The organism is Paracoccus sp. S1E-3, assembly GCF_013868135.1.
GTDB lineage: Bacteria > Pseudomonadota > Alphaproteobacteria > Rhodobacterales > Rhodobacteraceae > Paracoccus.
Window position 1 is genome coordinate 155,925 of record NZ_JACEMU010000016.1, and the last position, 23,191, is coordinate 179,115.

The window sequence follows — 23,191 nt, forward strand, 5'->3', positions numbered from 1 at the left end:
AGGGTTCAGACAAGCGCAGGAAGGATCACCGCGATGAAGAAGATCGAAGCGATCATCAAGCCCTTCAAGCTGGACGATGTGAAGGAGGCCCTTCAGGAAGTCGGCGTGCAGGGCCTGACCGTCACCGAAGTGAAGGGTTTCGGTCGCCAGAAAGGGCACACGGAACTGTATCGCGGGGCCGAATATGTCGTCGACTTCCTGCCCAAGATCAAAGTCGAGATGGTCCTGCCCGACGACCAGATCGACGCCGCGATCGAGGCCATCGTCTCGGCCGCGCGCACCGAAAAGATCGGCGATGGCAAGATCTTCGTCTCGCCCGTCGATCAGGCGATCCGCATCCGCACCGGCGAAACCGGCGACGACGCGGTCTGATCCGCCGCCCGCGCATAATCATTACACTCTTGCCTGGGACCGGCCGCGGCCGGTTCCGTTGTGAAGAAGGAAAAGGCCCCCATGAAAGTCAAAGACGTCCTTGAGCTGATGAAGGATGAGGAAGTCGAATATGTCGACATTCGCTTCACCGATCCTAAGGGCAAGCTGCAGCACGTGACCCTCGTTGCCGATCTGGTCGACGAAGACCTGTTCGAGGAGGGCTTCATGTTCGATGGTTCTTCCATCGCCGGCTGGAAGTCGATCGATCAGTCGGACATGAAACTGATCTTCGACCCGGCCTCGGTCTATATCGACCCCTTCTATGCCGAAAAGACCCTGTGCGTGCATTGCAACGTGGCCGAGCCCGACACCGGCGAGCCCTATAGCCGCGACCCGCGCGGCACCGCCGTGAAGGCCGAGGCCTACCTGAAATCCTCGGGCATCGGCGACGCCGCCTATTTCGGCCCCGAGGCCGAGTTCTTCCTGTTCGACGACGTGCGCTATGCGGTCACCCCGCAGAAGGTGGCGTTCGAAATCGACGCCGACGCGGCGGCCTGGAACACCGATACGCAATATGAAATGGGCAACCTTGCCCATCGCGCGCCCCATAAGGGCGGCTATTTCCCGGTCAACCCGGTCGACGAAGCGCAGGACATCCGCGGCGAGATGCTGTCGACGATGAAACGCATGGGCATCAAGGTCGACAAGCATCACCACGAGGTCGCCACCTGCCAGCACGAACTGGGGATGATCTTTGGCGGTCTGGTCGAGCAGGCCGACAATATCCAGAAATACAAATACGTCATCCACAACGTGGCCCATGCCTATGGCAAGACCGCGACCTTCATGCCCAAGCCGATGAAGGGCGACAACGGGTCCGGGATGCACGTCAACATGTCGATCTGGAAGGACGGCAAGCCGCTGTTCGCCGGGGACAAATATGCCGACCTGTCGCAGGAGGCGCTGTATTTCATCGGCGGTATCCTGAAACATGCCAAGGCGCTGAACGCGCTGACCAACCCGTCGACCAACAGCTACAAGCGTCTGATCCCCGGTTTCGAAGCCCCGGTTCTGCGCGCCTATTCGGCCCGCAACCGCTCGGGCTGCGTGCGCATCCCGTGGACCGAAAGCCCGAAGGCCAAGCGTGTTGAAGCCCGCTTCCCTGATCCGTCGGCCAACCCATACCTGGCCTTTGCCGCTCTGCTGATGGCGGGCCTCGACGGGATCAAGAACAAGATCGACCCCGGCCCGGCTTCGGACAAGGACCTCTACGACCTGCCGCCGGAGGAACTGGCCGAAATCCCCACCGTCTGCGGCAGCCTCCGCGAGGCGCTGGAGGAGCTGGAGAAGGATATGGACTTCCTGTTGGCCGGCGATGTCTTCACCCGCGACCAGCTGGAAGCCTTCATCAAGCTGAAATGGGAGGAGGTCTACGCCTACGAGCATACCCCCCACCCGATCGAATACGCGATGTATTACAGCTGCTGAGCGGCGACAGATGGAACAGACAGGCGCCCCTCGCGGGCGCCTGTTTCATTTCTGCCACGCCCGAAGCGCCACCGCCTGCGGCCCTTGAAGGCGCAGGCGGGCCGCCCCATATCGCGGGCTCGGGTTCAGACCCCGGCCGTCCGCGGGCGCAAGCCATGGTGAAGTCTGAAACATCTACCGATCTTGGCATCCTGCCAGTCGGCGGCAATGCGGACCCCGTCTTTTACGGCATGATGTGAAAAGGGTAATGACATGGCACAGACCCATGACCTGAACGAATTGAAGACCCAAGCGAAAAACCTGCGCAAGGCGCTGTCCCATTCCGGGACCGCGATCACCCATGCCGAGGCGCTGGAACTGATCGCGCAAAGCCACGGCGCGCGCGACTGGAACACCGCCCATGCCTCTGCCGCCGCCACGCCGCTGTGGCAGTTCGGCGGCGCGGTGAAGGGCCGTTATCTTGGCAAGCCCTTCACCGGCCGCGTCATCGCGGCCAGCGAGCGCGGTCCCAAGCATCACGCGCTGACCATCGCCTTCGACAAGCCGGTGAACGTGTCGGAATCGGCCCTGATGGAGGTGCCGCGCAAGCGCATCAACGCCACCGTCAATACCGAGGGGCGCAGCATCAGTCGCACCTCGAACGGTCAGCCCCATCTGGTGCTGGAAGCGGCCTGAGCGCCGGAACTGAAACCAAGGGGGGCCTGCGCGGCCCCCTTTCCTTATCCCTGCCGTGGACAGCAGGCGCCGCGCGCTGCTAGCCTGCCGATGGGGAGTCATCCATGGATCATGTCACCGGCGGCTGCCTGTGCGGCGATGTCAGGCTGAAAGCGGTGGGGATGCCCTACCGCGTCGGGCTGTGCCATTGTCTTGATTGCCGCAATCATCACGGCGCATTGTTTCACGCCTCGGCCATCTTCCCCGAGACCGCAGTGACCGTCACCGGTGCGACCCGCGACTATCAGGGCCGCTTCTTCTGTCCGCGCTGCGGATCGCCGGTCTTCGGACGCTCGGGCGATGAGATCGAAATCAATCTGGGCACGCTGGACGCGCCCGACCAGTTCACCCCGACCTATGAGTTATGGACCATCCGGCGAGAGGGTTGGTTGCCGCCCTTCCCCGTCCGGTCCTATCCCCGCGACCGTGACAGCCACGGGCGGCGCGAAGACTAGATCAGCATCTGGTGCTGGCCGTCCCGCATCAGGTGGACGGCGCCCTGACGGACTTCCATCTCCTCCAGCCGGGTATCCGGCCAGCCCAGCACGATGAGGCGGATCATGCGCAGGGTGATGCCGTGGCAGACAATGGCGGCGGGGCCTTGCAAGGCCAGCAGCGCCTCGGTCACGCGGGCGCGCAGATCGGGCAGCCGCTCGCCCCCCGGCGCGTGGTCATACCATCCCAGCCAGCTGAGGCCGAACAGCGCCGGATAGGCAGCCTCCAGATCAGTGCGGGTGCGGCCCTCGAACGCGCCCACCGAGATCTCGCGGAAGCGGGCGTCCTGCGTGAAGGGGCGCGGGCCAAAGACGATTCCGGCGGTTTCGACAGCCCGGCCGAGCGGGCTGGCGACAAGCGAAAGGCCCGGGGTCCGGTCCAGAATGCCGGCCATGATCGCGGCCTGGCGTGCCGCCTGCTGCCGGCCAAGTGCGGTCAGCGGGCTGTCCATATGGCCCTGCATCCGCCCGGCCGCGTTCCATTCGGTCTGGCCGTGGCGCATCAGATACAGGTCGGGAAAGGCCAAGTATCAGCCCCAGATCGAGGTGAACATCCAGAACAGCCCCGCCGACAGCAGCGCCGCCGCAGGCACCGTGACGACCCATGCGGCAAGGATGGTGGTGAAATGCGACCGCCGCACGACCTTGCGCCGGCGCCGCTGTTCGGGGGTGGAATCGGTGTCCACGCGCAATTCGCCCAGCATCCGCTCGTGATACCATTCGCGGAAGAAGCCCACGCCGAAAATGCCGCCGATGGCGATATGGGTCGAACTGACCGGCAAACCCAGCCAGGAGGCGATGATGACGGTCACCGCCGCCGACAGCGCCACGCAATAGGCGCGCATGGCGTTCAGGCGGGTGATCTCGTTGCCGACGATATTGATGAGTTTCGGCCCGAACAGCAACAGCCCGACCGACAGGCCCACGCCGCCGATCAGCATCACCCACAGCGGAATCCCCACGCTGTCCGAAGCACCGCCGTCCTGCACCGCATGAACGATGGCGGCCAGTGGCCCCACGGCATTGGCCACGTCATTGGCGCCATGCGCGAAGGACAGCAGCGCCGCCGACAGCACCAGCGGAATGGCGAACAGCTCTTTCAGGGCCTTCTTGCGGTTTTCCAGCCCGGCGCTTTGGCGCGCGATCACCGGACGCATCGCGAAGGTCGTGACGATGCCGGTCGCGAGGCCCAGCAGGACCGCCGTGCCCAGTTCGATCCTGATCAGCTTGCTGAAGCCCTTCAGCGCCAGATAGGCCACGAAGGTGCCCGCCATGATCCCGATCAGCACCGGCACCCATTTCCGTGCCGAGGCCATCATATCGGGCGTATAGATGATGCGGGTCTTGATGAAGGCCAGAAACAGCGCCGCCGTCACCCCGCCCATCAGGGGCGAGATCACCCAGCTGGCGACGATCGCACCCATGGTGGACCAGTTCACCGCCGAAAATCCGGCCGCGACGATCCCCGCCCCCATCACGCCCCCGACGATGGAATGCGTGGTCGAGACCGGCGCGCCAAGCCAGGTCGCGAGGTTGATCCACAGCGCCCCGGCGAGAAGCGCGGAAAACATCGCCCAGATGAAGGTCTCGGGGTCGGCCACCGCCTCGGGCGAGACGATGCCGCGCGACACCGTGCTGACCACGTCCCCGCCCGCCAGCAGCGCGCCCGCGGTTTCGCAGATCGCGGCAACGACAAGGGCTGTCCCGATGGTCATGGCGCGCGCGCCGACCGCCGGCCCCATATTGTTGGCCACGTCATTGGCACCGATATTCAGCGCCATATAGGCCCCGACGACCGCCGCCGCGATCACGATGGCGGTGGCCGCGCTGATGCCGGTGAACGAGGCCACCACCAGCCCGACCAGCACCATGAAGGCAATGCCGATCCCCGGTGCGACCAGCGGACGCGAGACATAGGCCACGGCCTGCTCAAGGGTCGAGATTCGCTCGAGGTCCTTGTTCAGTGTCTTCCAGGATTTCGGGTCAGATTCGGCCATGGCGCCCTCGGTCAGATGTGCGAGCGCTGGTAACAGTTTCATGACACTCCGACAATCGCGGCCGCAGCCGCCGTTCACGTCATTGTTTGCCGGTCGCACTTGCCCTCGGGTCGCGGCGCAGCCACGCTGGCGCCCAATCGACAGGAGAGCATGATGACAGAGCGGCACGGACCGACGCGCAGAATGATGATCGGGACGGCTGGCGCTGTGGCCGGAATGGCGCTGGCGCCGCTGCCGCTGTTGGCCAAGACCGAGCATCCCAACCCGATGCCCGCCGAGCTGCGTAAGGCGCTGGAACGCAATCCGGCCACGCCTGTGCTGGGCAATCCCGATGGCGATGTCACCCTGACCGAATTCTTCGACTATAACTGCCCTTATTGCCGCACCAATATGGCCGATGTGCAGCGCCTGATCGCCAGCGATCCCAAGCTGCGCGTGGTCTTTCGCGAATGGCCGGTCTTCGGCGACGGCTCGATGTTCGCGGCCAAGGCGTCGCTGGCCTCGCTTCAGCAGGGCAAATACTGGCCCTTCCACGAGGCGCTGATGAACATGAAGGGCCGCGCCGAGGAGGCGACCGTGCTGCGCGCCGCCCGGCAGGTGGGTCTCGATGTCGACCGGCTGCGGGTGGATATGGAAAAGCGCGCAATCCTCGATCAGATTTATGAAACCATGGATCTCGCCGACACCATGATGCTGACCGGAACGCCCACTTTCATCGCCGGCCACGAGGCGTCTTTCGGCAAGCTGACCCTCGCCGATCTGAAGCAGCTGGTCGCAACCGCCCGGAAAGACATGCTTTAACCTTCAGCGCCATTGACGCATCCTCTCGCGCCGCCCAATCTGTGGCTGCAAAACGGGAGGAAACAACAATGACCAGACATTTCGCGCTGGCAGCGGTGCTGCTGGCCTCGACCGCCGCGATGGCGGCGGCGGCGGATCTGAAGCTGGGCTATGCCCTGGCCGAGGACAGCCATTACGGCGCCGGCGCCCGCGCCTTCGACGAGACGCTGAAGGCCGAACTGGGGGATGCCTTCACGGTCAGGCACTTCCCGTCCTCGGGTCTGGGCGGCGAGCGCGAGGTAATCGAGGGGCTGCAGATCGGCACCGTCGATGCGACCATCGCCTCCTCGGGAACGCTGTCGAATTTCGTGCCCGAGGTCGGCGTCTTCGACGTGCCTTTCCTGTTTCGCGACCTGAGCCATGCGCGTGGCGTGCTGGACGGTCCCATCGGGCAGGAGATGCTGACGAAATTCGACGCCGTGGGCACCCATGCGCTGGCATGGGGCGAGCAGGGCTTCCGCCACATCACCAACAATCGCGGCGCGGTGGCCACGCCGGCCGATCTGGCCGGGCTGAAGATCCGCACCATGGAAAACCCCGTTCACCTGAAAGCCTTCACCGCGCTTGGCGCCGCCCCCACCCCGATGGCCTGGCCCGAGGTGATCCCGGCGCTGGAACAGGGCGCCATCGATGGGCAGGAAAATCCGCTCTCGGTGATTGTCTCGGCCAAGCTGGGCGAGGTTCAGAAATACCTTTCGCTGGACGGCCACGTCTATTCCCCCGCCATCGTGATGGTCTCGCAGAAGCTGTGGGACAGTCTGGATGACACGCAGAAAGCCGCCTTCGAGAAGGCCGGCGATGCGGCGGTGGTCGCCATGCGCGACTATGTCGACAATGTCGAAGCGCAGGGCGTCGAGACGCTGAAAGCCCAGGGGATGCAGGTCAACACCCTGACGCCCGAGGACAGACAGGCGTTTCAGGACAAGCTGGCCGATGTCTATGCCGAATACGAGGCCCAGTTCGGCAAGGAGCTGATGGACAGCATCATCGCCAGCAAATGAGCGATCGGGGCATGAAGGCGGGGGCAGGTTTGCCCTCGCGCGCCGAACGCTGGTTCGTCACCGCCAATGCGGCCGTCGTGGTGGCCCTGCTGGCGGTGATGGCGGTGGTGGTCGGCTGGAACGTCAGCCTGCGCTTTCTGACCAACAATTCGCTGCCCTGGGCCGACGAGGTCGCGCGCTACACGATGATCTGGATGGTCTTTCTGGGCGCCGGGCTGGCCCTGCGCGAAGGCGCGCATGTGGCGCTCGGCAGTCTGCAATCCGCGCTGCCGCCACGCATGGCCTGGGTCCTGCGGGTGGCGGTGCTGGCGCTGCTGCTGGTCTTCTTTCTGGTGATGATCGGAATGGGCTGGGATTACATGCAGCGCGCCCGGTTTCAGATGTCGGCGGCGCTGCGGCTGAAGATGTCCTGGGTCTATGCGGCGATGCCGGTGGGCTTTGCGCTGCTGACCGTCCATCTGCTGCTGATCGCCCCGCGCTATCTGCGCGCCGGTTTCGACACCGACCCGACGGAGACCCAACCATGATCGCGCTGATGCTGGGGGCCTTCCTGCTCTTTCTGGTCATCGGCGTGCCGGTCGCCTTCGCGCTTGGCCTCGCCGCCTTCACCGCGCTGGGACTGACCGGAGCCTATCCGCTGATCGTCATCCCGAAAGAGATGTTTTCCGGCCTCGACAGTTTTCCCCTGCTGGCGGTGCCCTTCTTCATCCTCGCCGCCGAGATCATGTCGGTCGGCGCGATTTCGATGTCGCTTCTGCGCTTCGCCACCCAGTTCGTCGGCCATCTGCGCGGCGGTCTGGGCTATGCCAATGTGATCAGCCAGACGCTGTTCGCGGGCATCTCCGGCTCGGCCCTCGCGGATGCGGCGGGGCCGGGCGCGATGATGACGCGGATGATGGAAAAGGGCGGCTATGATCGCGCCTATGCCGGCGCGCTGACGATTTCCAGCGCGGTGGTCGGGCCGATTATCCCGCCCTCGATCACCATGATCATCTATGCGCTTCAGGATCAGAACGTCTCGGTCGGGTCACTGTTCATGGCCGGGATCCTTCCGGGCCTGCTGATTTCCTGCGCCATGGCCGGGGTAAACTGGTGGATCAGCCGCAAGCGCAACTATATCGGCCGCGACCCGCGCCCCGACCGCGCGACCATGCTGCGCAACACCGTCCACGCCATCCCCTCGCTGTTGCTGATCGTGCTGATCGTCGGCGGCATCCGCAGCGGCATCACCACGCCCACCGAGGCATCGGTCATGGCGGTCTTCTATGCGCTGCTGGTCAGCACGCTGGTCTATCGCAGCATGGGCTGGCGCGATCTGTGGATCGCGGCGCGCCGCGCGGCGGTGATGTCGGTGGCGGTGCTGCTGATCCTCGCCTCGGCCCGCGCCTTCGCCTGGGTGCTGATCATCGAGGGCGTGCCGCAGGCGCTCGCCGATTATGTCATCGCCCTGAACCTGCCGCCCGTCGCTTTCCTGCTGGCGGTGAACCTGCTGCTGCTGGTCTTCGGGATGTTCATGGACCCGCTGCCGGGGGTGATGATCCTGGTCCCGATCCTCGCCCCCATCGCCTACGCGCTTGGCATCGCGCCCAACCATTTCGCCATGGTGGTGATCGTGAACCTGACCTTCGGGCTGCTGACGCCGCCGGTGGGTGGGCTGATCTTCGTGATCGCTGCGGCGACGAACCAGAAACCCGCCGCCCTGATCCGCCAGTTGCCGCCGTTCTTTCTGGCGGCGCTTCTGGTGCTGCTGGTGCTGACATTCGTGCCCGCCCTGTCGACCTGGCTGCCCGCCGCCAGCGGCTATGGCGGCGGCTAGATCTCGGGCTGGTCGCCGGTGGTGAGGGTGGCGCGGGCCTCGGCCTCGGGGACCGCGACCATCGCCGCCTCGCGCGGCAGGAAGATCGTCAGCACGCCCATCAGCGGCATCCACGCGCAGAGCCGATAGACAAATTCCACCCCCTGATGGTCGGCGATCACACCCAGAACGGCGGCGGCGATCCCGCCCATGCCGAAGGCGAAGCCGAAGAATATCCCGGCGATCAGCCCGACGCGGCCCGGCACCAGTTCCTGCGCGAAAACCACGATAGCCGGGAAGGCCGATGCGAGGATCACCCCGATGATGACCGTCAGCACCCCCGTCGCCGCCAGCCCGGCATAGGGCAGCGCCAGCGTGAAGGGCAGTACGCCCAGGATGGAGATCCAGATCACCGTCAGCGGCCGGAAGCGATCCCCAAGGGGACCGCCAAGGATCACCCCCACGGCCATCGCGGCCAGAAACAGGAACAGCATGATCTGCGACTGCTGCTGGGTCAGGCCGAATTTCTCGATCAGGAAGAAGGTGTAATAGCTGGTGATCGAGGCGGTGTAGATGTTCTTGGAAAAGGTCAGCAGCGCCAGAATGACGATCGCCTGCCGCACCCGCGCTCGCGACAGGCCATGCGGGCGCATGGCCTTCCGCCGCCCCGCCGACGCGCGCATATAGGCGGCATACCACGCCCCCACCCGCGACAGGATCACGATGCCAAGCGCCGCCAGCGCCGTGAACCAAAGGATCGATCCGCGCCCCTGCGGCACCACAATGAACGCTGCCAGCAGTGGCCCCAGCGCCGTGCCCGCATTGCCGCCGACCTGAAAGAAGGACTGCGCCGTCCCGTAACGCCCGCCCGAGGCCATGCGCGCCACCCGGCTCGCCTCGGGGTGGAAAATGGCCGAGCCGATGCCGATCAGCATCGCCCCAGTGACCAGCATCGCATAGCCGGGCGCCGTCGCCAGCGCCACCAGCCCCAGCAGCGACGAGGCCATGCCGAGCGGCAACGACATCGGCATCGGGCGGCGGTCGGTGATCGCGCCCACGGCGGGCTGCAACAGCGAGGCCGTGCCCTGAAAGGCAAAAGTCAGAAAGCCGATCTGCCAGAACTGCAACGAGAACTCGGATTTGAGCAGCGGATAGATCGCAGCCAGCAGCGACTGCATGACGTCGTTCAGCATGTGGCACAGACTGATGGCGACAAGGATCAGCCAAGTGGTGCGTTCCGGCCGGTCGGCGGGAAGGGAAGCGGAATGGGACATGGGGAAACCTCTCGGGCGCTGTTGTTCCGCCACGGGCGCCCTGCGTCAAGATGGCGCACGCCCCGATGCGCCAAAAGAACGGCGGCGCGGCAGGAATGTCCCGCCGCGCCGCGCCCGTTTTGTCGGTCTGTTGAGCCTGGTCAGTTGAAGGCGTTGATCAGGTTGATGACCGCGAGAATTTTCTGCGTGTTCCGGTCGACACGATAGGCCCGGTCGCCGTCGCGATAGTAATCCCAGTTGTCGCGGTCATCCCAGCCATAGCGATCGATATCGCGGATGATGGTATAATCGCCCACGCGGATCACATCGCCCACGCGGCGATAGACGCGGTCGTAGTCGCGATCATGCTTGCGCGCCTGACCGGGGGGCACGCAGGGCGGGTCTTTCTTGGCCAGTCCGGGCGGGCAATTGCCGACAACGATCACGTTGCGATGGCGGTCGACGTCACCCCGGCGCTGTTCGCCGCCTTTGTTGCCGCGGCCATTCCCCTTGCCATTGCCGGGATCGGCCAGCACCGGCGTCGCCGCGACCGATGCCAGCACGATCATCGCCGTCATATAGGATCCGAGCTTCATCTTGCGCTCCTGAATAGTTGTTTCAGCGCTATAACGCCGACCGGGTTGATTCCGAACCGAGCGGTCCTCGCATCGGCGGGAATTTGCCGGCAGGCCAAAGCCACGCCGCGCGCCGGATCGACCTCGGGCAGACCAAGCGCGAATGTCGGATCATGGGGCCGCGCCGCCGCTCAACACCTGTCTGTGGGCATCCCGATGCGGCAGCAAGGGGCTGTTTCCCGCGGATCGGCATTCGGCAATCCGGGCGCCAGCAGATCAGACGGATATTCTTTCGCCAGATCCGCGTCAGGTCAGCGATCCGGCCGCATGGACGACAGCAGCCCGCAATCAGCCCGCTTATGCGCCCACGGAAAATGGAAATCTGGTGGAGCCGAGGTCCACGGATCGAGTGTCCGAGGTCGTCCGTCGAAGTCTCGCAAACTGCTGAAATTGTGTTACTAATCGCAAGTCCATCGTCCAGAGATTTCCACTTGCGTCCGCCACTATCCATGTCAAGGTGGGGGAAGAGATGGTGGACAGACTAGGTATGGTTACCCAAAACGCGCGTAGGCCGCAGAAGGCGCTCACGGCCATGATGGTGAAGAACGCCAGTACGCCGGGCAAGTACTTCGACGGCAACGGCCTCTACCTTCGCGTCGAGCCGAACGGCACCAAATTCTGGGTGCAGAGGATCGTGATACTCGGCAAGCGGCGCGAGCTCGGCCTGGGCAGCGTTACGCTCGTCTCACTGGCCGAGGCCCGCGAGAAGGCGCTGGCGAATCGCAAGATGGCCCGGGAGGGTGGCGACCCACTCGCAGCTCGGCGCGAGCAGCAGGCCGTCATGACATTCGAGCAGGCCAGCCGACATGTACACGAATTGCACGCGCCGACGTGGCGCAATGCCAAGCATCGCCGCGACTTCATCTCGTCCCTGGAACGCTATGCCTTCCCGTTCATCGGCAAGCTGCCAGCTTCGAAGGTGGCGGCGGCCGACGTGCTGCGCGTCTTGACGCCGATCTGGACCGAAAAGCCCGAGACGGCGCGCCGCGTGCGCCAGCGTATTGGCACTGTGCTGAAATGGGCCGTGGCGCAGGGGTGGCGGCAGGACAATCCTGCCGACAGCATCACACAAGCGCTGCCGAAAGTCGGCAAGTCTCAAGTCCACCGGAAGTCGCTGCCCTACACTGACATCGCCGACTGCGTGGCGGCGATCCGGCAGTCTCGCGCCATGACGTCGACGAAGCTGGCGCTGGAATTCCTCGTTCTGACCGCAGCGCGATCTGGCGAGGTCCGGGATGCCGTATGGGACGAGATAGACCTGGACAACAGGCTTTGGGTCATTCCGGCGGCGCGCATGAAGGCCAAGCGCGCCCATCGCGTGCCGCTGTCGGCGCCAGCCCTCACCATCCTGAACGACGCCCGTGCGTTCGGCGACGGCTCCAAAGTCGTCTTCCCCGGCACCCGATACGGCGTGCCCCTGTCGGACATGACACTTTCGAAATTGGTGAAAGAGCTTGGCTTCGACGCTGACGTGCACGGCTTCCGGACCTCCTTCCGGACATGGGTTCAGGAGCAAACTGACTATCCGCGCGAAGTGGCTGAGGCGGCGCTGGCGCACGCCGTCGGCGATGCTGTCGAGCAGGCCTACGCGCGGTCCGATATGCTTGATCGGCGGCGGCAGATGATGGACGCATGGGCGGAGTATCTCAGTCATGGGCGTCGAGATGGCTAAACAGTCCAAAGCCCGGAGCCGACGGGCAACGGCCCAAAGAAAGTCGTCTCGAGAACCAGCGCACGCTGCGCCCAGCTTCGCCGACATCGCATGGCGCGTGTTTGATCCCGCGACTGTCGCCGCCATTCTCACCGAGGGCGGCAGCGAGGCATTCCCACACCAACACGAGCTCCTGCTCAGAGCATTTGGCGGCTGGGTCATAGCGCCTGCCAATGACAAGATGAGAAAATTGGCTATTCGCATCGGAGTTCGCCATTGGCTGGCCGATGCCGAAAAAGCGGTCCTGCGGAAACCGCCAGAAGGATGGGCAAAGGCCGATGTCGAAGCGCGACAGACCTTAGGCGACGACTTTTTGCGCGAGGCCTATTACGGCCTCGGTGGTGCGGCAGTGCTCGGCTCCAGTTCATCGAGTACCTATAGGAGCAGGGTGAAACGCTCACAGCTCGATGCGCTCGAAACCTTTATTGAGGTACTTGAATCAGCCCACCGCGTCTACCTGTCGGATGACAGCAAAAAGTCGCTCAAGCCGTCGACGATCAATTCCTATTTTAATAGGCTCAAGCCGAATTGCGAACAGCCAAACCTTACGTTGCGATCTTCGAAGAAGGATGAGGATGGAACAAAGGGTGTATTGCTTAAATACGATTCGCTGCGACGAAAAAAATATTTGGACGTTCCGCGCGCGGTTTTGACATACGCTGCTTTCTTAACTCACCTGGGCAATAAACCGGTTGAAAGCGACCGGCCGATTTCCGGCACATTGCTTGAGAAATTTATGGATCCCGACTGGAAGTTAGACTTTGATGGCCAGTCCGCTACTCAAGCGTGGCTCTCATCCGCAGTTTTCATTCGCGACAAGATACTGCCCATATTCGATGGTGACAGGTTTGAGCTGACGGGCGGCCCATTCGACGACAGCGATGCCGCTGCCCGCTTCGTTCAGGGATTGCGCCAGAGCCGACGGAAGCCGCCGGCGCCACGACCCTCGCCGAGCCGCGAAAAGGCGTTGGCTAAATCCACCCGCCGCTGATCGCCAGGCGAGCCTTGACGCTGGATCAGGCTCGCCAATGGCAAACGTTCCGAGCGCGCTACGCTTCAGCGCCCACGTCGACCGCCTATCGACGGGGCGAGATGCTACAAGACGCGCTAGTCGGATTCCTTGAATCCAATAGTTGCGGATTCCGGTAATCCGCTGAAGCACAAGGTCTACAGCAGCAAGTTCAGCACAGAAACGCGGCAGACCGTTGTCGGATGCGACGAAACCCCGCAAAGTACTGAATTAACTATTGGATTCATTGAATCCGCATTAGTAATTTGAAAGGCGGAAAAGGCGGGGAGGGCAGGAATGTAAAGGATCTTCGGTAACAAAGCATGAAAGGCTTACCGATGACCAACACTCCTACTGAACCAAAAACACACGACCCGCTGCTTCGACTCAGAAACATCATCGGGCCCTACGGCATACTGCCGGTCTCGCGCAGCACGTTTTACGCGCTCGTCGCTGCCGGAAAGATCCCCAAGGCCTGTAAGCTCTCCGCCCGCATCTCTGCATGGCGAGAAAGTGACATCCTCGCCTACATCGCAAGCGCGGAGGCGGATGATGCCGGACGATAAGGGTTACATGACGCCGGAGGAGCACGCAGACCGCCTGCTGAAGTCTCTCAAGGGCATCAAGGCAGCCGTCCCGCTCCGCCGCGACTTGAAGCACTGCCGCGACGGACAATGGCCCTGCGGGCTGCAGTCCTGCCGTCTTTGCCGAGAAACCTACCAGGGCGCGTTCGCGCGCGCCCTGCGTCGGGCTTTGAAGGACGATGGTGAAGCCCTGCTTATCACCATCATACCTGAAGACGGATGGTGCCCGCTGGGCAGGCTTGGCGACTTCGACTTCAACGCGTTCGTCAAACGCCACCTGCAAAAGATCGGGCGGGTGCTTCCAGACGATGTCGTCTACGCGGGTGGCGTAGACGTGGCCTACCTGTCGTTTCGCGGCGATCCGGTCAACTGGCAGGTGCACATTCATCTGGTGGCGAAGACGACCACTACCTCTCGAGATGAGGTCGCAGCGGCTCTGAGGGCAGTGTACCCGAACGTCGAGGACAAGGACATCTATCAGGCCGTCGACGTCCGGTTTATAAAAAAAGGAAAGTTGAAGAAAACTGGGCGGTACTGCTCGAAGTCGTTTTTCTGTCAGAGGCTTACCTACACCGCCACGAGTCTGGGCAGGGCAGACTTCCGTCAATCGGTCAAGCCCCCTCCGATCCTTACTGCCCAGCAGGACCTGGAGCTTCAGCTAGCGTGGTCCGATCTAAAGGTCGGTAGCCTGCTGATGTTCAGGGGGTTGCGGCGGAAGAGGAGTGCCGACATCGGCAAGATGCGTTTGGAGTTCATGTCGCGTCGAAAACGTGTGTGAGAGATCGGCTGGATTCTGTGAATCCTTGAAGTTATGTTTTTTGGCCAATTTGCCAGTTGATGGCGTCTGGAGGTGTGAATAGCATGGAGGATGGGCTGGTTGGTGGTATCTGTCTGGTAAACTGCATGCCACCGGCCAGCACGTCGTCTGAACGACTGCTTAAGCAGACCTTTTGAGCGTGGCCGGTCCTGCCCACAGGCAGGTGCGGGCGCAAGTGTAGCGTTCGAAGTCGGCTTGGCTTCACTTCCCTCTCGCATGACGGACGGCATCGTCGTCGGGAAGGTTCGCGATGCGAATGGCTCTCGATTGAAGCCGCCACAACCTCTTGACCGCATCTTTGCGGGCGCCCGGATTGTCATGGTCCGGGCGTTTGCTTTTTTCCAGCCGGGCGACAGGGGTCTCATCTCCCCGCGGCAGTTAGGCAACTCACCGCGACGATCGCCAGGGCCACGGAGAAGGCCGTACAGCGGCATTCTGCCTCCGCCCCACCCCCCCTTCTGCTCCGCCTTCCGGTGCCTTGTGGGCGCCGCTACGCCCGTGCGAACGGGCATGGCTCCAGTCGCCGGCCTTGCGTCCAATGCTTTCGCCGCAGGGTCGGTCGGCGGAGCAGAAAGTCGCCGGTTGCTAATCGTCGATGTTCCCGTATTGTTCTAGCCCATGGCCAGACGCACGACACCCCAGGCAAAGACCGACGATGCCGCCTTTCCGGTGCGCGTGCGTTTTCATGTCGGGCCGCACGGGCTCGGGCGGACCACCTCCGCGCTGCATGACTGGCTGGACGATCAGATCGGCCGAGGGAACTATGCCGTGCACGGCGGCGGCAGGGCGGTCGGCGGCGACTGTGTGTCCCTCTATTTCCGCACCCCGACGGACGCCGATGCCTGGCACGCGGCCTTTCCCCAGTTGGAGCTGGCAGACGGCACCCGGCTTCCCGGCTACTATTCCCCGTGCTTGCCGTTCGGCCGGCCGCCCGTCGAGGATGAACCCGTGTGTAATCTCTATAATCAGACCCGCGCCGTCGATGCGATGCGCCAGCTCTTCGCGCCGCTGCCATTTGCGAACCGCGCAGGCAACCTGGAGCCCGGCGAGGTCTATCCCGGCAGACTCGCGCCCATTATCCGGCATGCCGAGGGTGGGGGATTTGAGCTGGTCCGCGCCCTGTGGGGGATGCCTTCCCCACCGTCTGTGCTGAAGACCGCCCGCGACCCAGGCGTAACCAATGTCCGCAACACGGCCTCCCCACATTGGCGACGGTGGCTAGGCCCGGCGCACCGCTGCCTTGTGCCGCTGACGTCATTTGCCGAGCCCCTGGGGGCTGGGCGCGGCAATCAGTGGTTCGCGACTACTGGCGACGCGCCGATGTTCTTTGCCGGCATCGAGGTCCGGGCGTGGTCGTCGGTGCGGAAGGTCAAGGACGGGAAAACGACCGACGACCTGTTTGCCTTCTTGACCACCACGCCGAACGAGGAGGTCGGCAGGATCCACCCAAAGGCCATGCCCGTGATCCTGACCCGGCCCGACGAGTGGGAGCGCTGGCTGTCGGCGCCTTGGGAGATCGCTGCGAAGCTGCAGCGCCCACTGCCTGACGGGGCGCTAAGGCTCGTTGCAGAGGCCGTCTAGCTCGTGCTGCCGGCGACACTTGGGACGGCTACCTGAGATGAGAGCGGAAGGCAGCTTCCGGCCCATAGCGGACACTCGAGCAGCTCGTGCACAACGTCCGCTTCTGTGCTAACTGCCGTTTCGCAAACCTTAGCATGCGTCACCTCGTTGTGCCGCCGAGCACCAAACGATCGACGTTTTGCCTTCTTTTTCATTGCGCTGACGAATTCACCGTGCTTGGCTCGTACTGGTTTCAACACAATCAATTGAGCTAACGCTGACCCGCCATGCAAACACATGATCCCGCAAGACAGATAAGCTTCATCCAACAAGCTTTATCGCAGAACCGCAAACCGGTCGGCTTCTTCATCGGTGCAGGGTGTCCGCTCTCAGTACGGGTTGAGACGCAAGTAGACGGAAAGGCGGTTAATAACGCACTGATCCCAGACGTCAGCGGGCTCACGACAATCATCGCAGAGCAAATGACCAAAGATCCCGTGCTCGCCGACTCGTGGCTCCTTCTGACTAACGCGGTAAAAGACGACGGTCAGGACAATGAGAACATCGAGCTGCTTTTGAGCAGAATACGCCAGTTGCACGGTGTCGCAGGTAGGGGAAAGGTCAGGGATTTGTCTGCCGATGAGCTGATCACACTGGACGAGAAAATATGCAGCGTGATTTCCGATCAGGTCAACCGCGAGCTCCCGACAAGGAACACGGCGTATCACGACCTTGCCGTCTGGACCCGATCAGTGAATCGCGCCCAACCCGTCCACCTGTTCACCACGAACTACGACCTGTTGCTTGAACAGGCGATGGAGGAGAGCTCTGCGCCGTACTTCGACGGCTTCATAGGGTCCCGGCGTGCCTTCTTCGATCTTGGCGCCGTAGAGGACGAGGGACTGCTCCCCGCCCGGTGGACACGCCTCTGGAAGGTCCATGGGTCATTGAACTGGCGGCTCGACAAAGGCTCTGTGGTCAGAACTACCGACAAACTCGGGGGCTCCTACCTGATCTATCCATCGCACCTCAAGTACGATCAGAGCCGCAAGATGCCCTACCTGGCGATGCTCGATCGCCTGAAGTCTTTCCTCCTCAAGCCTTCTGCGGTGCTCTTCATCTGCGGGTACTCATTCGCCGACGACCACATCAACGACGTCATCATGAGGAGCCTCGAGACGAATGCGACGGCCCATGTCTTCGCGTTCATGCACGGCGAACTCGGCGACGACAAATATGCGAAGGCCCGCGAATGCGCCTTTGCCACCCCGAACCTGAGCATGATCGGTTTCGACAGCGCGATCGTGGGTCGTATCTCCGGCGTCTGGCGACCTGAGCCAATTGAGGGCATGGTGCTGCCGCAGAACGTTTTCGTCACCGACAACACCACCGCGTCAGTCAAACTTGGCGATTTTGCCGTCGTCGGTAGTCTGTTGCGCAGCCTTGCGGGCACTCAGGAGCAGACCGATGACGCGTAGCGGACCTGGCGACGCCACGGTCATCGGGGCCGTTCAGGACGTGAGCGGCACGTCCGTTAGCGTCACTTTGCGTGCGGACCGGTTCTCAGGGCTGAGCTTCGTCGACGGCCAAGGTTATCGAATTGGCCAGATAGGCAGCTTCGTAAAGATTCCTGTCGGCTACGTCGACCTGTTCGGGATCGTTTCGCAAGTCGGTGCCAGCGCAGTCCCGGAAAATCAGGTCAAGGCAATGCCCAATGGACAGCGCTGGATGACGGTGCAGCTCATCGGCGAAGGATATCGTACAGGGCGTTTCCAGCGCGGCATTTCGCAGTACCCGACCATCGACGATGAGGTGCACTTGGTCTCTGAGATGGACCTGCAGGCCATCTATGGACGTTCAGGTGCTCAGAACCACTTCGTGCGCGTTGGCCACGTCGCTGGCAGCGAGTCGATCGATGCTTTGGTCGACATCAACAAGCTCATCACGCGGCATTCGGCTATCGTCGGAACCACTGGATCGGGCAAGTCGACCACCGTGGCAGGCTTGCTCAACATACTCTCAGATGGAGCTCGCTTTCCTTCCGCCCGCATCGTCGTGCTAGATTTGCATGGCGAGTATTCACGCGCCCTAGGGGATCGGGCGGCCGTGTACAAGGTCAACCCTGACCCTCACCGCATCACCGAGAGCAGACTTTGCATCCCATTCTGGGCGTTGAGCTTTGATGAGATGCTGCGCGTCACTTTCGGCCCCCTTCCGGCGGACGGGAAAGCGCGTAACATGATCCTCGAAAAAGTCATCGAGGCGAAGGCTCAGACGCTGACGGCCAATCCCGTACAGGGCGTCACCCCGGACACGGTTGGGGCGGACAGCCCGGTGCCGTTCTCACTGAACAAGCTCTGGCACGAGCTTTATTGCACAGAGTTCGGCACCTATTATTCGAACCAAGGGAGCCATGTGGATCGCGCGAACTGGGCATATGAGCTCGACGCAGCGGGCAACCCACTTTTAGGGGACGCTGACGCGGGCATTCCACCGAGGTTCAAGAAGGTGAAGAACGCCGCAAAAGATACGGAGAAGATCCAGTACATCCCTGACGGCCTGAACCTCAGGAGCCAACTTGAATCTCTCGGCTCCAAGCTCAGGGTCTCACGCTATGACTTCCTGCTGCGCGCAGGAGATTGGCACCCAAATCAGGACGGCGCAGTCGCACAGGATCTGGCGGCGTTGATGCTGAGCTGGCTTGGCAGCGATAAGCCAGTCACGATCCTCGACCTCTCGGGCGTACCGTCTACCATGACGAACGACATCATCGGCGTCGTGCTGCGCGTCCTGTACGATGGTCTCTTTTGGGCGCGCAACCAATCGGAGGGCGGTAGGGAGAGGCCCCTGCTGGTCGTGATGGAGGAGGCCCACACCTACCTCAACGACAACTTCGATAGTGCCGCCTCCATCGTGACCCAGCGGATCGTGAAGGAAGGCCGGAAATATGGCATTGGCGCGATGATCGTTAGCCAGCGCCCATCAGAGATCAACCCTACCATCCTGTCTCAATGTGGAACGTTCTTCGCAATGCGATTGAGCAATGCCTCCGACCGTTCTCATGTGACTGGCGCACTGTCTGATAATCTGGACGGATTGACCAACATGCTCCCAATTCTTCGGACGGGAGAAGCCATCGTGTTGGGGGAAGCTGTGGGGCTGCCCATGAGGACGATGATCCAGGCGCCGCCGAAGGACCGCAGGCCGGACAGTCAGGACCCTATCGTGTGCGACGAACTCGCGCCCGAGGAATCCCTCACACCTGGAGGCTGGAACATCGCTCGGCCGGAAAATCCAGATTACTCGCCCTTTGTGGAGACCTGGCTCTCCCAGAATCCCGTTCTTGCCAAAAGACCCAAACAAGGAGAATAGACATGGCTTGGGAAGAGTTTCCTCAATTCGACTCGTCCAACATACAGGCGATCCGTTACGATCCCGACCAGATGCTGCTTGAGGTCACCTTCAAGAATGGTGGAATCTACGAGTACTTTGACGTCGATGCGCGAGTGATCGAGGAATTCAAGGCGTCCGACACCATGGGCGGCTTCCTAGCAAAGCGCATCAAGGGCCACTACCGCTACAGCAAAGTTTGAGCATGGGCATAGTCAGCTTGGATCAGAAGGCAGGAAGGGTTCAAATCTCGTCCTTCGAGGTCGAGAACAAGATACTCTTCGAATTCTTCAATCGGGTTGGCACCGCCGACCGCGACGACCAGCTCCATCGGGCTCTCTACATCGGTGTGCTCGCGCTGATGGAGGATCGGCTATCTACCTTCCTGGCTCGAACCAGCAACGAACTCGGTACCGAGCTCGAGAGCCTCAAGATGATCTTCGACATGAAGAAGGAGCTCTTCTATCGCTCATCGGTAAAAGGCGTTCTCGCCGAGGAGGACATCGCCGAATTCTTGGTGGAGTTCCTCGAAAAGCAACGACTGCCAGATCGCGTTGAGCTGACCGGCGATACCGCCGGAAAGCTGCATCGCAACAAGACCGGTGACATCGTCTGTCATTTGAACGGCGTTGGCGGCAAACGCATCGCCATCGAATGTAAGTTCGACAAGGGCATTCGGCTCGGTGATATCCAGACCAAGGACGTGTTCACGAGAAAATCCGACACCGCATGGAGCCAGCTCCTCGAGGCTCAGGCCAATCGGGATGGCAGCGCCGGCATTATCGTGTTTGATCTTTCTCTGGTAGACAACTCCATCCTGAACGCGATCCAGGACGTGCGGTTTCTTCCCGCGGTTGGATTCGTGGCCATCATCGACTCGCAAAAGGGCGACTACAAGAACCTTGCGATCGCCTACACGCTGGCTCGGGACCTCGCGCTGAACACCAAGGAAGTTTCACTCGATTCCGATGTGTTGAACGTGATCGTCAACCGGATCATCAAGGATCTGGTGGACATCGCATCGATCAAGGCATTGGTCCATGCCAACATCGAAAATAGCAAGAAGATCCTCGCCCAGATCGAGAAGAGCATGATGCTGATGGAATTCAGTCAGCGCTATCTGGCGAAATTCCTATCGGACGGAACGCTGTCTAAGCAGGATCTGCTCGACTTTTATGCGGGGGAGGAACTGAAGGACCGCTTCCGTTTGATCGAGCGGGAGATAAGTGATCTGGCGCAGTAGACCGGAAGCCAAGCCACAGGAGATCCCACCGACCAAGCGGTCGCAAATTGCCGTAAATCGGTGGCCTTTTCGGGTTAGACGCGCTCTTAGTCGTATTTGCAGGTTTTATCGAAAGCTTCACCAGTAGTGGAAACGCGGTCGACGCCACGAACCAGCCCTTCGAACCTATTGTCGCGACCGTCCGCTTTCCGCCCATTGTGGCCCTTCGCCGCATCTATTCCTATGTGGGAAAAGCAAGGTCTGGATTCCAGACGATGCGGTAAATTTGACAAGCATTTGATTTCGTTATATTATTATGTTGTGATGCGCTGAAGCGTCGCCATCCCCCACATTGAGGACCTCATGACCCGACACCCTGCAAAGGTGACCGCGACATTCAGCGCAAGCTGGTCGGCCTCTTGTAGGCCGCGTCGGCCCTCTTTCCCCTTTTTCCCCTATCCCCCTCCCAAATCGAAGGAGACGTTGTGATGACTCACAGCGATGACACCTGGCATGCCGAATGCCAGCCCGATCCCCGTATCCCGAAGGTCCGTGCCCTCAACGATCGGCTGCGCGGCGAGCTGGTCGGGGGACAGATCTTTTTGACCCCCGGCGTCCAAGGTCTGGGCGAAGCCACGGTACAGCTGATGCTCCATGAGATCATGGCGTTCGACGATTTCACGCCAGACAACGATCCGTATGGCGAGCACGACTTCGGGCGCCTGAAGATCGCCGGACAGACCATCCTGTGGAAGATCGACTATTACGACCGGTCGCTCTGCTATGGCTCGCCCGACCCGGCCGATGAAGCTGTCACCACGCGCGTGCTGACCATCATGCTGTCGAGCGAGTACTGACGAACGTGGCATCGAAGCGCGAACGGGGAGCGCAGCGCGCTGCGCCCTACCGCCAGGGCGACCTGGATGGGCTCTGCGGCCTCTATGCCGTCATCAACGCCTTCGCCGCCGTATTGGCCCATACGGCCCCTCTGAGCCGCCCTGAAGCTCGTCTGCTGTTCGGTGCGGGCATCGCCTGGCTGGAGGGCCGCAAGCAGCTGCGTGCCGTCGCTATCGGCGGCATGGAGGACGAGTTGGTGTTCGCGCTGGCTCGGCACATGGCCGAGAGCCTGCAGAAATGGCTGGGCAGGACTGTGGACGTGAGCCGGCCTCGGCCCGGAGCATGGCGACGGAAGGCCCTGCTGGCGATCATCGACGCTGCGCTGGACGACGGCCACGTCGTCATCGCCGGGCTCGGCCACACGCATGAGCATGTCAGCGTCATCGTTGGCCGCACGCCGTCGCGCTATATGCTCAACGACAGCGACGGGCTGCGCTGGATCGCGCGGCGGTCGATCGGCACCAAACACTCGAAACGGCGGCACCGGCTGGGGCCGCGCGACATCATCATCGTGAAACGACTGACGGGCACCTGTCCCGACCGAAACCCTGACTCATGACAGTTTGTCACTTTTGTCACGAGTCAAGGGCTGCGGCGCAAGACGGCTAAGACGAAACCATCAGACAGAGGAAACTATGGCGCATTACTTCACGGCCGACACGCATTTCGGCGACGACAACATCCGGCAGTTTTTCGGACGGCCGTTCCTCAGCGCCGCCGACATGGACGCGGACATGCTGGCCAATACGGCCCGCATCGGCGCTGACGACGACTACTGGCATCTGGGCGACTTCGCCGCGTGCGACAGCGACGCCGAGCGCGCTAACGCCAAACGCATGTTCGACGCCATCCCCGGCCGCAAGCACCTCATCCGCGGCAACCACGACGGCGACTGGACTGCCGACCTGCCCTGGGCGTCAGTGCACGAACTGTTCGAGCTCGACATCGGCGCGCGTCGTTTCGTGCTGTGCCATTATCCGCTGCTGTCATGGAACGGCGCCCGCGCCGGTGCCCTGCACCTCTTCGGCCACGTGCACACGCGCTGGCGCGGGGCGGAGGGCATGGTCAATGTCGGCGTCGACCTGTGGCAGTTTGGCGTCGTGTCGGCGGAGGCTGCGGAAGTGGCGGCGCTGACGTTGCCGCCGTCGAAGCTGCGGCAGCGGGTCGAGCGGCTGTGAGCAAGCCTGTTGCCCCACGGTTCGAATCCCGTCCCGTCCGCCACTTGCCCTCGCGAAAGCGTTCTCCCGATCCGGCTGCGGCCGGATTTATCCGTTGTTTTCGAGGGTTATGCGACGCGGGCTTTTAACCGGCACCGGCACCAGGAGGCCCGGAAGTGTTCTCTCCGGGCCGATATTCTCCGGACCTGTTAACCGCGCCATTCCGGTTAGTTTCCGTATCTACCTGTAAACCAA

The 23,191-nt window shown here is 62.3% G+C and carries 24 protein-coding genes; 20 read left to right on the forward strand and 4 right to left on the reverse strand.

Annotated elements, in window-relative coordinates; all coding sequences use genetic code 11:
- The first annotated feature begins 33 nt into the window (after nt 1-33).
- The 4 genes from H1S04_RS15265 (at nt 34) to H1S04_RS15280 (ending at nt 3,029) form a co-directional block, all read left to right on the forward strand.
- Nucleotides 34-372 (forward strand): P-II family nitrogen regulator, encoded by a 339-nt coding sequence (locus H1S04_RS15265; RefSeq protein WP_181746385.1) that lies wholly within the window; start codon nt 34-36, stop codon nt 370-372.
- Between the two features lie 81 nt (nt 373-453).
- Nucleotides 454-1,860: a type I glutamate--ammonia ligase gene (gene glnA / locus H1S04_RS15270; protein WP_181746386.1), complete on the forward strand. Its 1,407-nt coding sequence runs from the start codon at nt 454-456 to the stop codon at nt 1,858-1,860.
- A gap of 252 nt (nt 1,861-2,112) precedes the next feature.
- Entirely contained in the window at nt 2,113-2,535 is a 423-nt protein-coding gene (locus H1S04_RS15275) for a glyoxalase superfamily protein (protein WP_181746387.1), read from the forward strand.
- A gap of 104 nt (nt 2,536-2,639) precedes the next feature.
- The gene (locus H1S04_RS15280) at nt 2,640-3,029 is read left to right on the forward strand and encodes a GFA family protein (RefSeq protein ID WP_181746388.1); all 390 of its coding nucleotides are present in this window, start codon (nt 2,640-2,642) and stop codon (nt 3,027-3,029) included.
- Here H1S04_RS15280 and H1S04_RS15285 read toward each other — a convergent pair.
- Together H1S04_RS15285 and H1S04_RS15290 are read right to left on the reverse strand one after the other, a co-directional pair.
- Nucleotides 3,026-3,595, reverse strand: a complete 570-nt coding sequence (locus H1S04_RS15285) for a histidine phosphatase family protein (RefSeq protein ID WP_255435643.1) — start codon at nt 3,593-3,595, stop codon at nt 3,026-3,028. The two genes, H1S04_RS15280 and H1S04_RS15285, sit on opposite strands and share 4 nt — an antisense overlap.
- A 3-nt stretch (nt 3,596-3,598) precedes the next feature.
- Complete coding sequence (locus H1S04_RS15290) at nt 3,599-5,107, reverse strand: inorganic phosphate transporter (protein ID WP_370470477.1); 1,509 nt, start codon at nt 5,105-5,107, stop codon at nt 3,599-3,601.
- A gap of 144 nt (nt 5,108-5,251) precedes the next feature.
- Between H1S04_RS15290 and H1S04_RS15295 the strand changes: the two genes are divergently transcribed.
- The 4 genes from H1S04_RS15295 (at nt 5,252) to H1S04_RS15310 (ending at nt 8,722) form a co-directional block, all read left to right on the forward strand.
- Complete coding sequence (locus tag H1S04_RS15295; protein ID WP_255435644.1) at nt 5,252-5,866, forward strand: DsbA family protein; 615 nt, start codon at nt 5,252-5,254, stop codon at nt 5,864-5,866.
- A gap of 68 nt (nt 5,867-5,934) precedes the next feature.
- Nucleotides 5,935-6,906, forward strand: coding sequence for a TRAP transporter substrate-binding protein (locus tag H1S04_RS15300; RefSeq protein WP_181746390.1), 972 nt, complete (start codon nt 5,935-5,937; stop codon nt 6,904-6,906).
- The gene (locus H1S04_RS15305) at nt 6,903-7,433 is read left to right on the forward strand and encodes a TRAP transporter small permease (RefSeq protein WP_255435645.1); all 531 of its coding nucleotides are present in this window, start codon (nt 6,903-6,905) and stop codon (nt 7,431-7,433) included. Before H1S04_RS15300 ends, H1S04_RS15305 begins: the two co-directional genes overlap by 4 nt.
- Nucleotides 7,430-8,722: a TRAP transporter large permease gene (locus H1S04_RS15310; protein ID WP_181746391.1), complete on the forward strand. Its 1,293-nt coding sequence runs from the start codon at nt 7,430-7,432 to the stop codon at nt 8,720-8,722. The genes H1S04_RS15305 and H1S04_RS15310 overlap by 4 nt, the downstream gene beginning before the upstream one ends.
- Here H1S04_RS15310 and H1S04_RS15315 read toward each other — a convergent pair.
- On the reverse strand, nt 8,719-9,975 hold the full coding sequence (locus H1S04_RS15315; protein WP_220185259.1) for an MFS transporter: 1,257 nt from the start codon (nt 9,973-9,975) through the stop codon (nt 8,719-8,721). The two genes, H1S04_RS15310 and H1S04_RS15315, sit on opposite strands and share 4 nt — an antisense overlap.
- 140 nt (nt 9,976-10,115) lie before the next feature.
- Nucleotides 10,116-10,550, reverse strand: coding sequence for a hypothetical protein (locus H1S04_RS15320; RefSeq protein ID WP_181746393.1), 435 nt, complete (start codon nt 10,548-10,550; stop codon nt 10,116-10,118).
- Nucleotides 10,551-11,121: 571 nt separating this feature from the next.
- Here H1S04_RS15320 and H1S04_RS15325 point away from each other — a divergent pair.
- The 12 genes from H1S04_RS15325 (at nt 11,122) to H1S04_RS15380 (ending at nt 22,957) form a co-directional block, all read left to right on the forward strand.
- On the forward strand, nt 11,122-12,261 hold the full coding sequence (locus tag H1S04_RS15325) for a site-specific integrase (protein ID WP_255435646.1): 1,140 nt from the start codon (nt 11,122-11,124) through the stop codon (nt 12,259-12,261).
- A complete protein-coding gene (locus tag H1S04_RS15330; RefSeq protein WP_181746395.1) occupies nt 12,242-13,291 on the forward strand; it encodes a hypothetical protein in 1,050 nt (349 codons plus the stop codon). The genes H1S04_RS15325 and H1S04_RS15330 overlap by 20 nt, the downstream gene beginning before the upstream one ends.
- 356 nt (nt 13,292-13,647) lie before the next feature.
- A complete protein-coding gene (locus H1S04_RS15335; RefSeq protein ID WP_181746396.1) occupies nt 13,648-13,875 on the forward strand; it encodes an AlpA family transcriptional regulator in 228 nt (75 codons plus the stop codon).
- On the forward strand, nt 13,862-14,671 hold the full coding sequence (locus tag H1S04_RS15340) for a hypothetical protein (RefSeq protein WP_181746397.1): 810 nt from the start codon (nt 13,862-13,864) through the stop codon (nt 14,669-14,671). The genes H1S04_RS15335 and H1S04_RS15340 overlap by 14 nt, the downstream gene beginning before the upstream one ends.
- Nucleotides 14,672-15,328: 657 nt before the next feature.
- A complete protein-coding gene (locus H1S04_RS18825; RefSeq protein ID WP_255435647.1) occupies nt 15,329-16,291 on the forward strand; it encodes an SOS response-associated peptidase in 963 nt (320 codons plus the stop codon).
- A 266-nt stretch (nt 16,292-16,557) separates the two neighbouring features.
- Complete coding sequence (locus H1S04_RS15350) at nt 16,558-17,748, forward strand: SIR2 family protein (protein ID WP_101754807.1); 1,191 nt, start codon at nt 16,558-16,560, stop codon at nt 17,746-17,748.
- Nucleotides 17,738-19,642: an ATP-binding protein gene (locus H1S04_RS15355; protein WP_181746398.1), complete on the forward strand. Its 1,905-nt coding sequence runs from the start codon at nt 17,738-17,740 to the stop codon at nt 19,640-19,642. Before H1S04_RS15350 ends, H1S04_RS15355 begins: the two co-directional genes overlap by 11 nt.
- Nucleotides 19,643-19,644: 2 nt before the next feature.
- Nucleotides 19,645-19,863: a KTSC domain-containing protein gene (locus H1S04_RS15360; RefSeq protein WP_181746399.1), complete on the forward strand. Its 219-nt coding sequence runs from the start codon at nt 19,645-19,647 to the stop codon at nt 19,861-19,863.
- A 2-nt stretch (nt 19,864-19,865) separates the two neighbouring features.
- Nucleotides 19,866-20,903, forward strand: a complete 1,038-nt coding sequence (locus H1S04_RS15365) for a hypothetical protein (RefSeq protein WP_101754806.1) — start codon at nt 19,866-19,868, stop codon at nt 20,901-20,903.
- A 467-nt stretch (nt 20,904-21,370) separates the two neighbouring features.
- Complete coding sequence (locus H1S04_RS15370; RefSeq protein WP_181746400.1) at nt 21,371-21,739, forward strand: DUF3768 domain-containing protein; 369 nt, start codon at nt 21,371-21,373, stop codon at nt 21,737-21,739.
- A gap of 5 nt (nt 21,740-21,744) precedes the next feature.
- Entirely contained in the window at nt 21,745-22,338 is a 594-nt protein-coding gene (locus H1S04_RS15375) for a hypothetical protein (RefSeq protein ID WP_181746401.1), read from the forward strand.
- Nucleotides 22,339-22,414: 76 nt separating this feature from the next.
- On the forward strand, nt 22,415-22,957 hold the full coding sequence (locus tag H1S04_RS15380) for a metallophosphoesterase (protein ID WP_181746402.1): 543 nt from the start codon (nt 22,415-22,417) through the stop codon (nt 22,955-22,957).
- Nucleotides 22,958-23,191 lie beyond the last annotated feature (234 nt).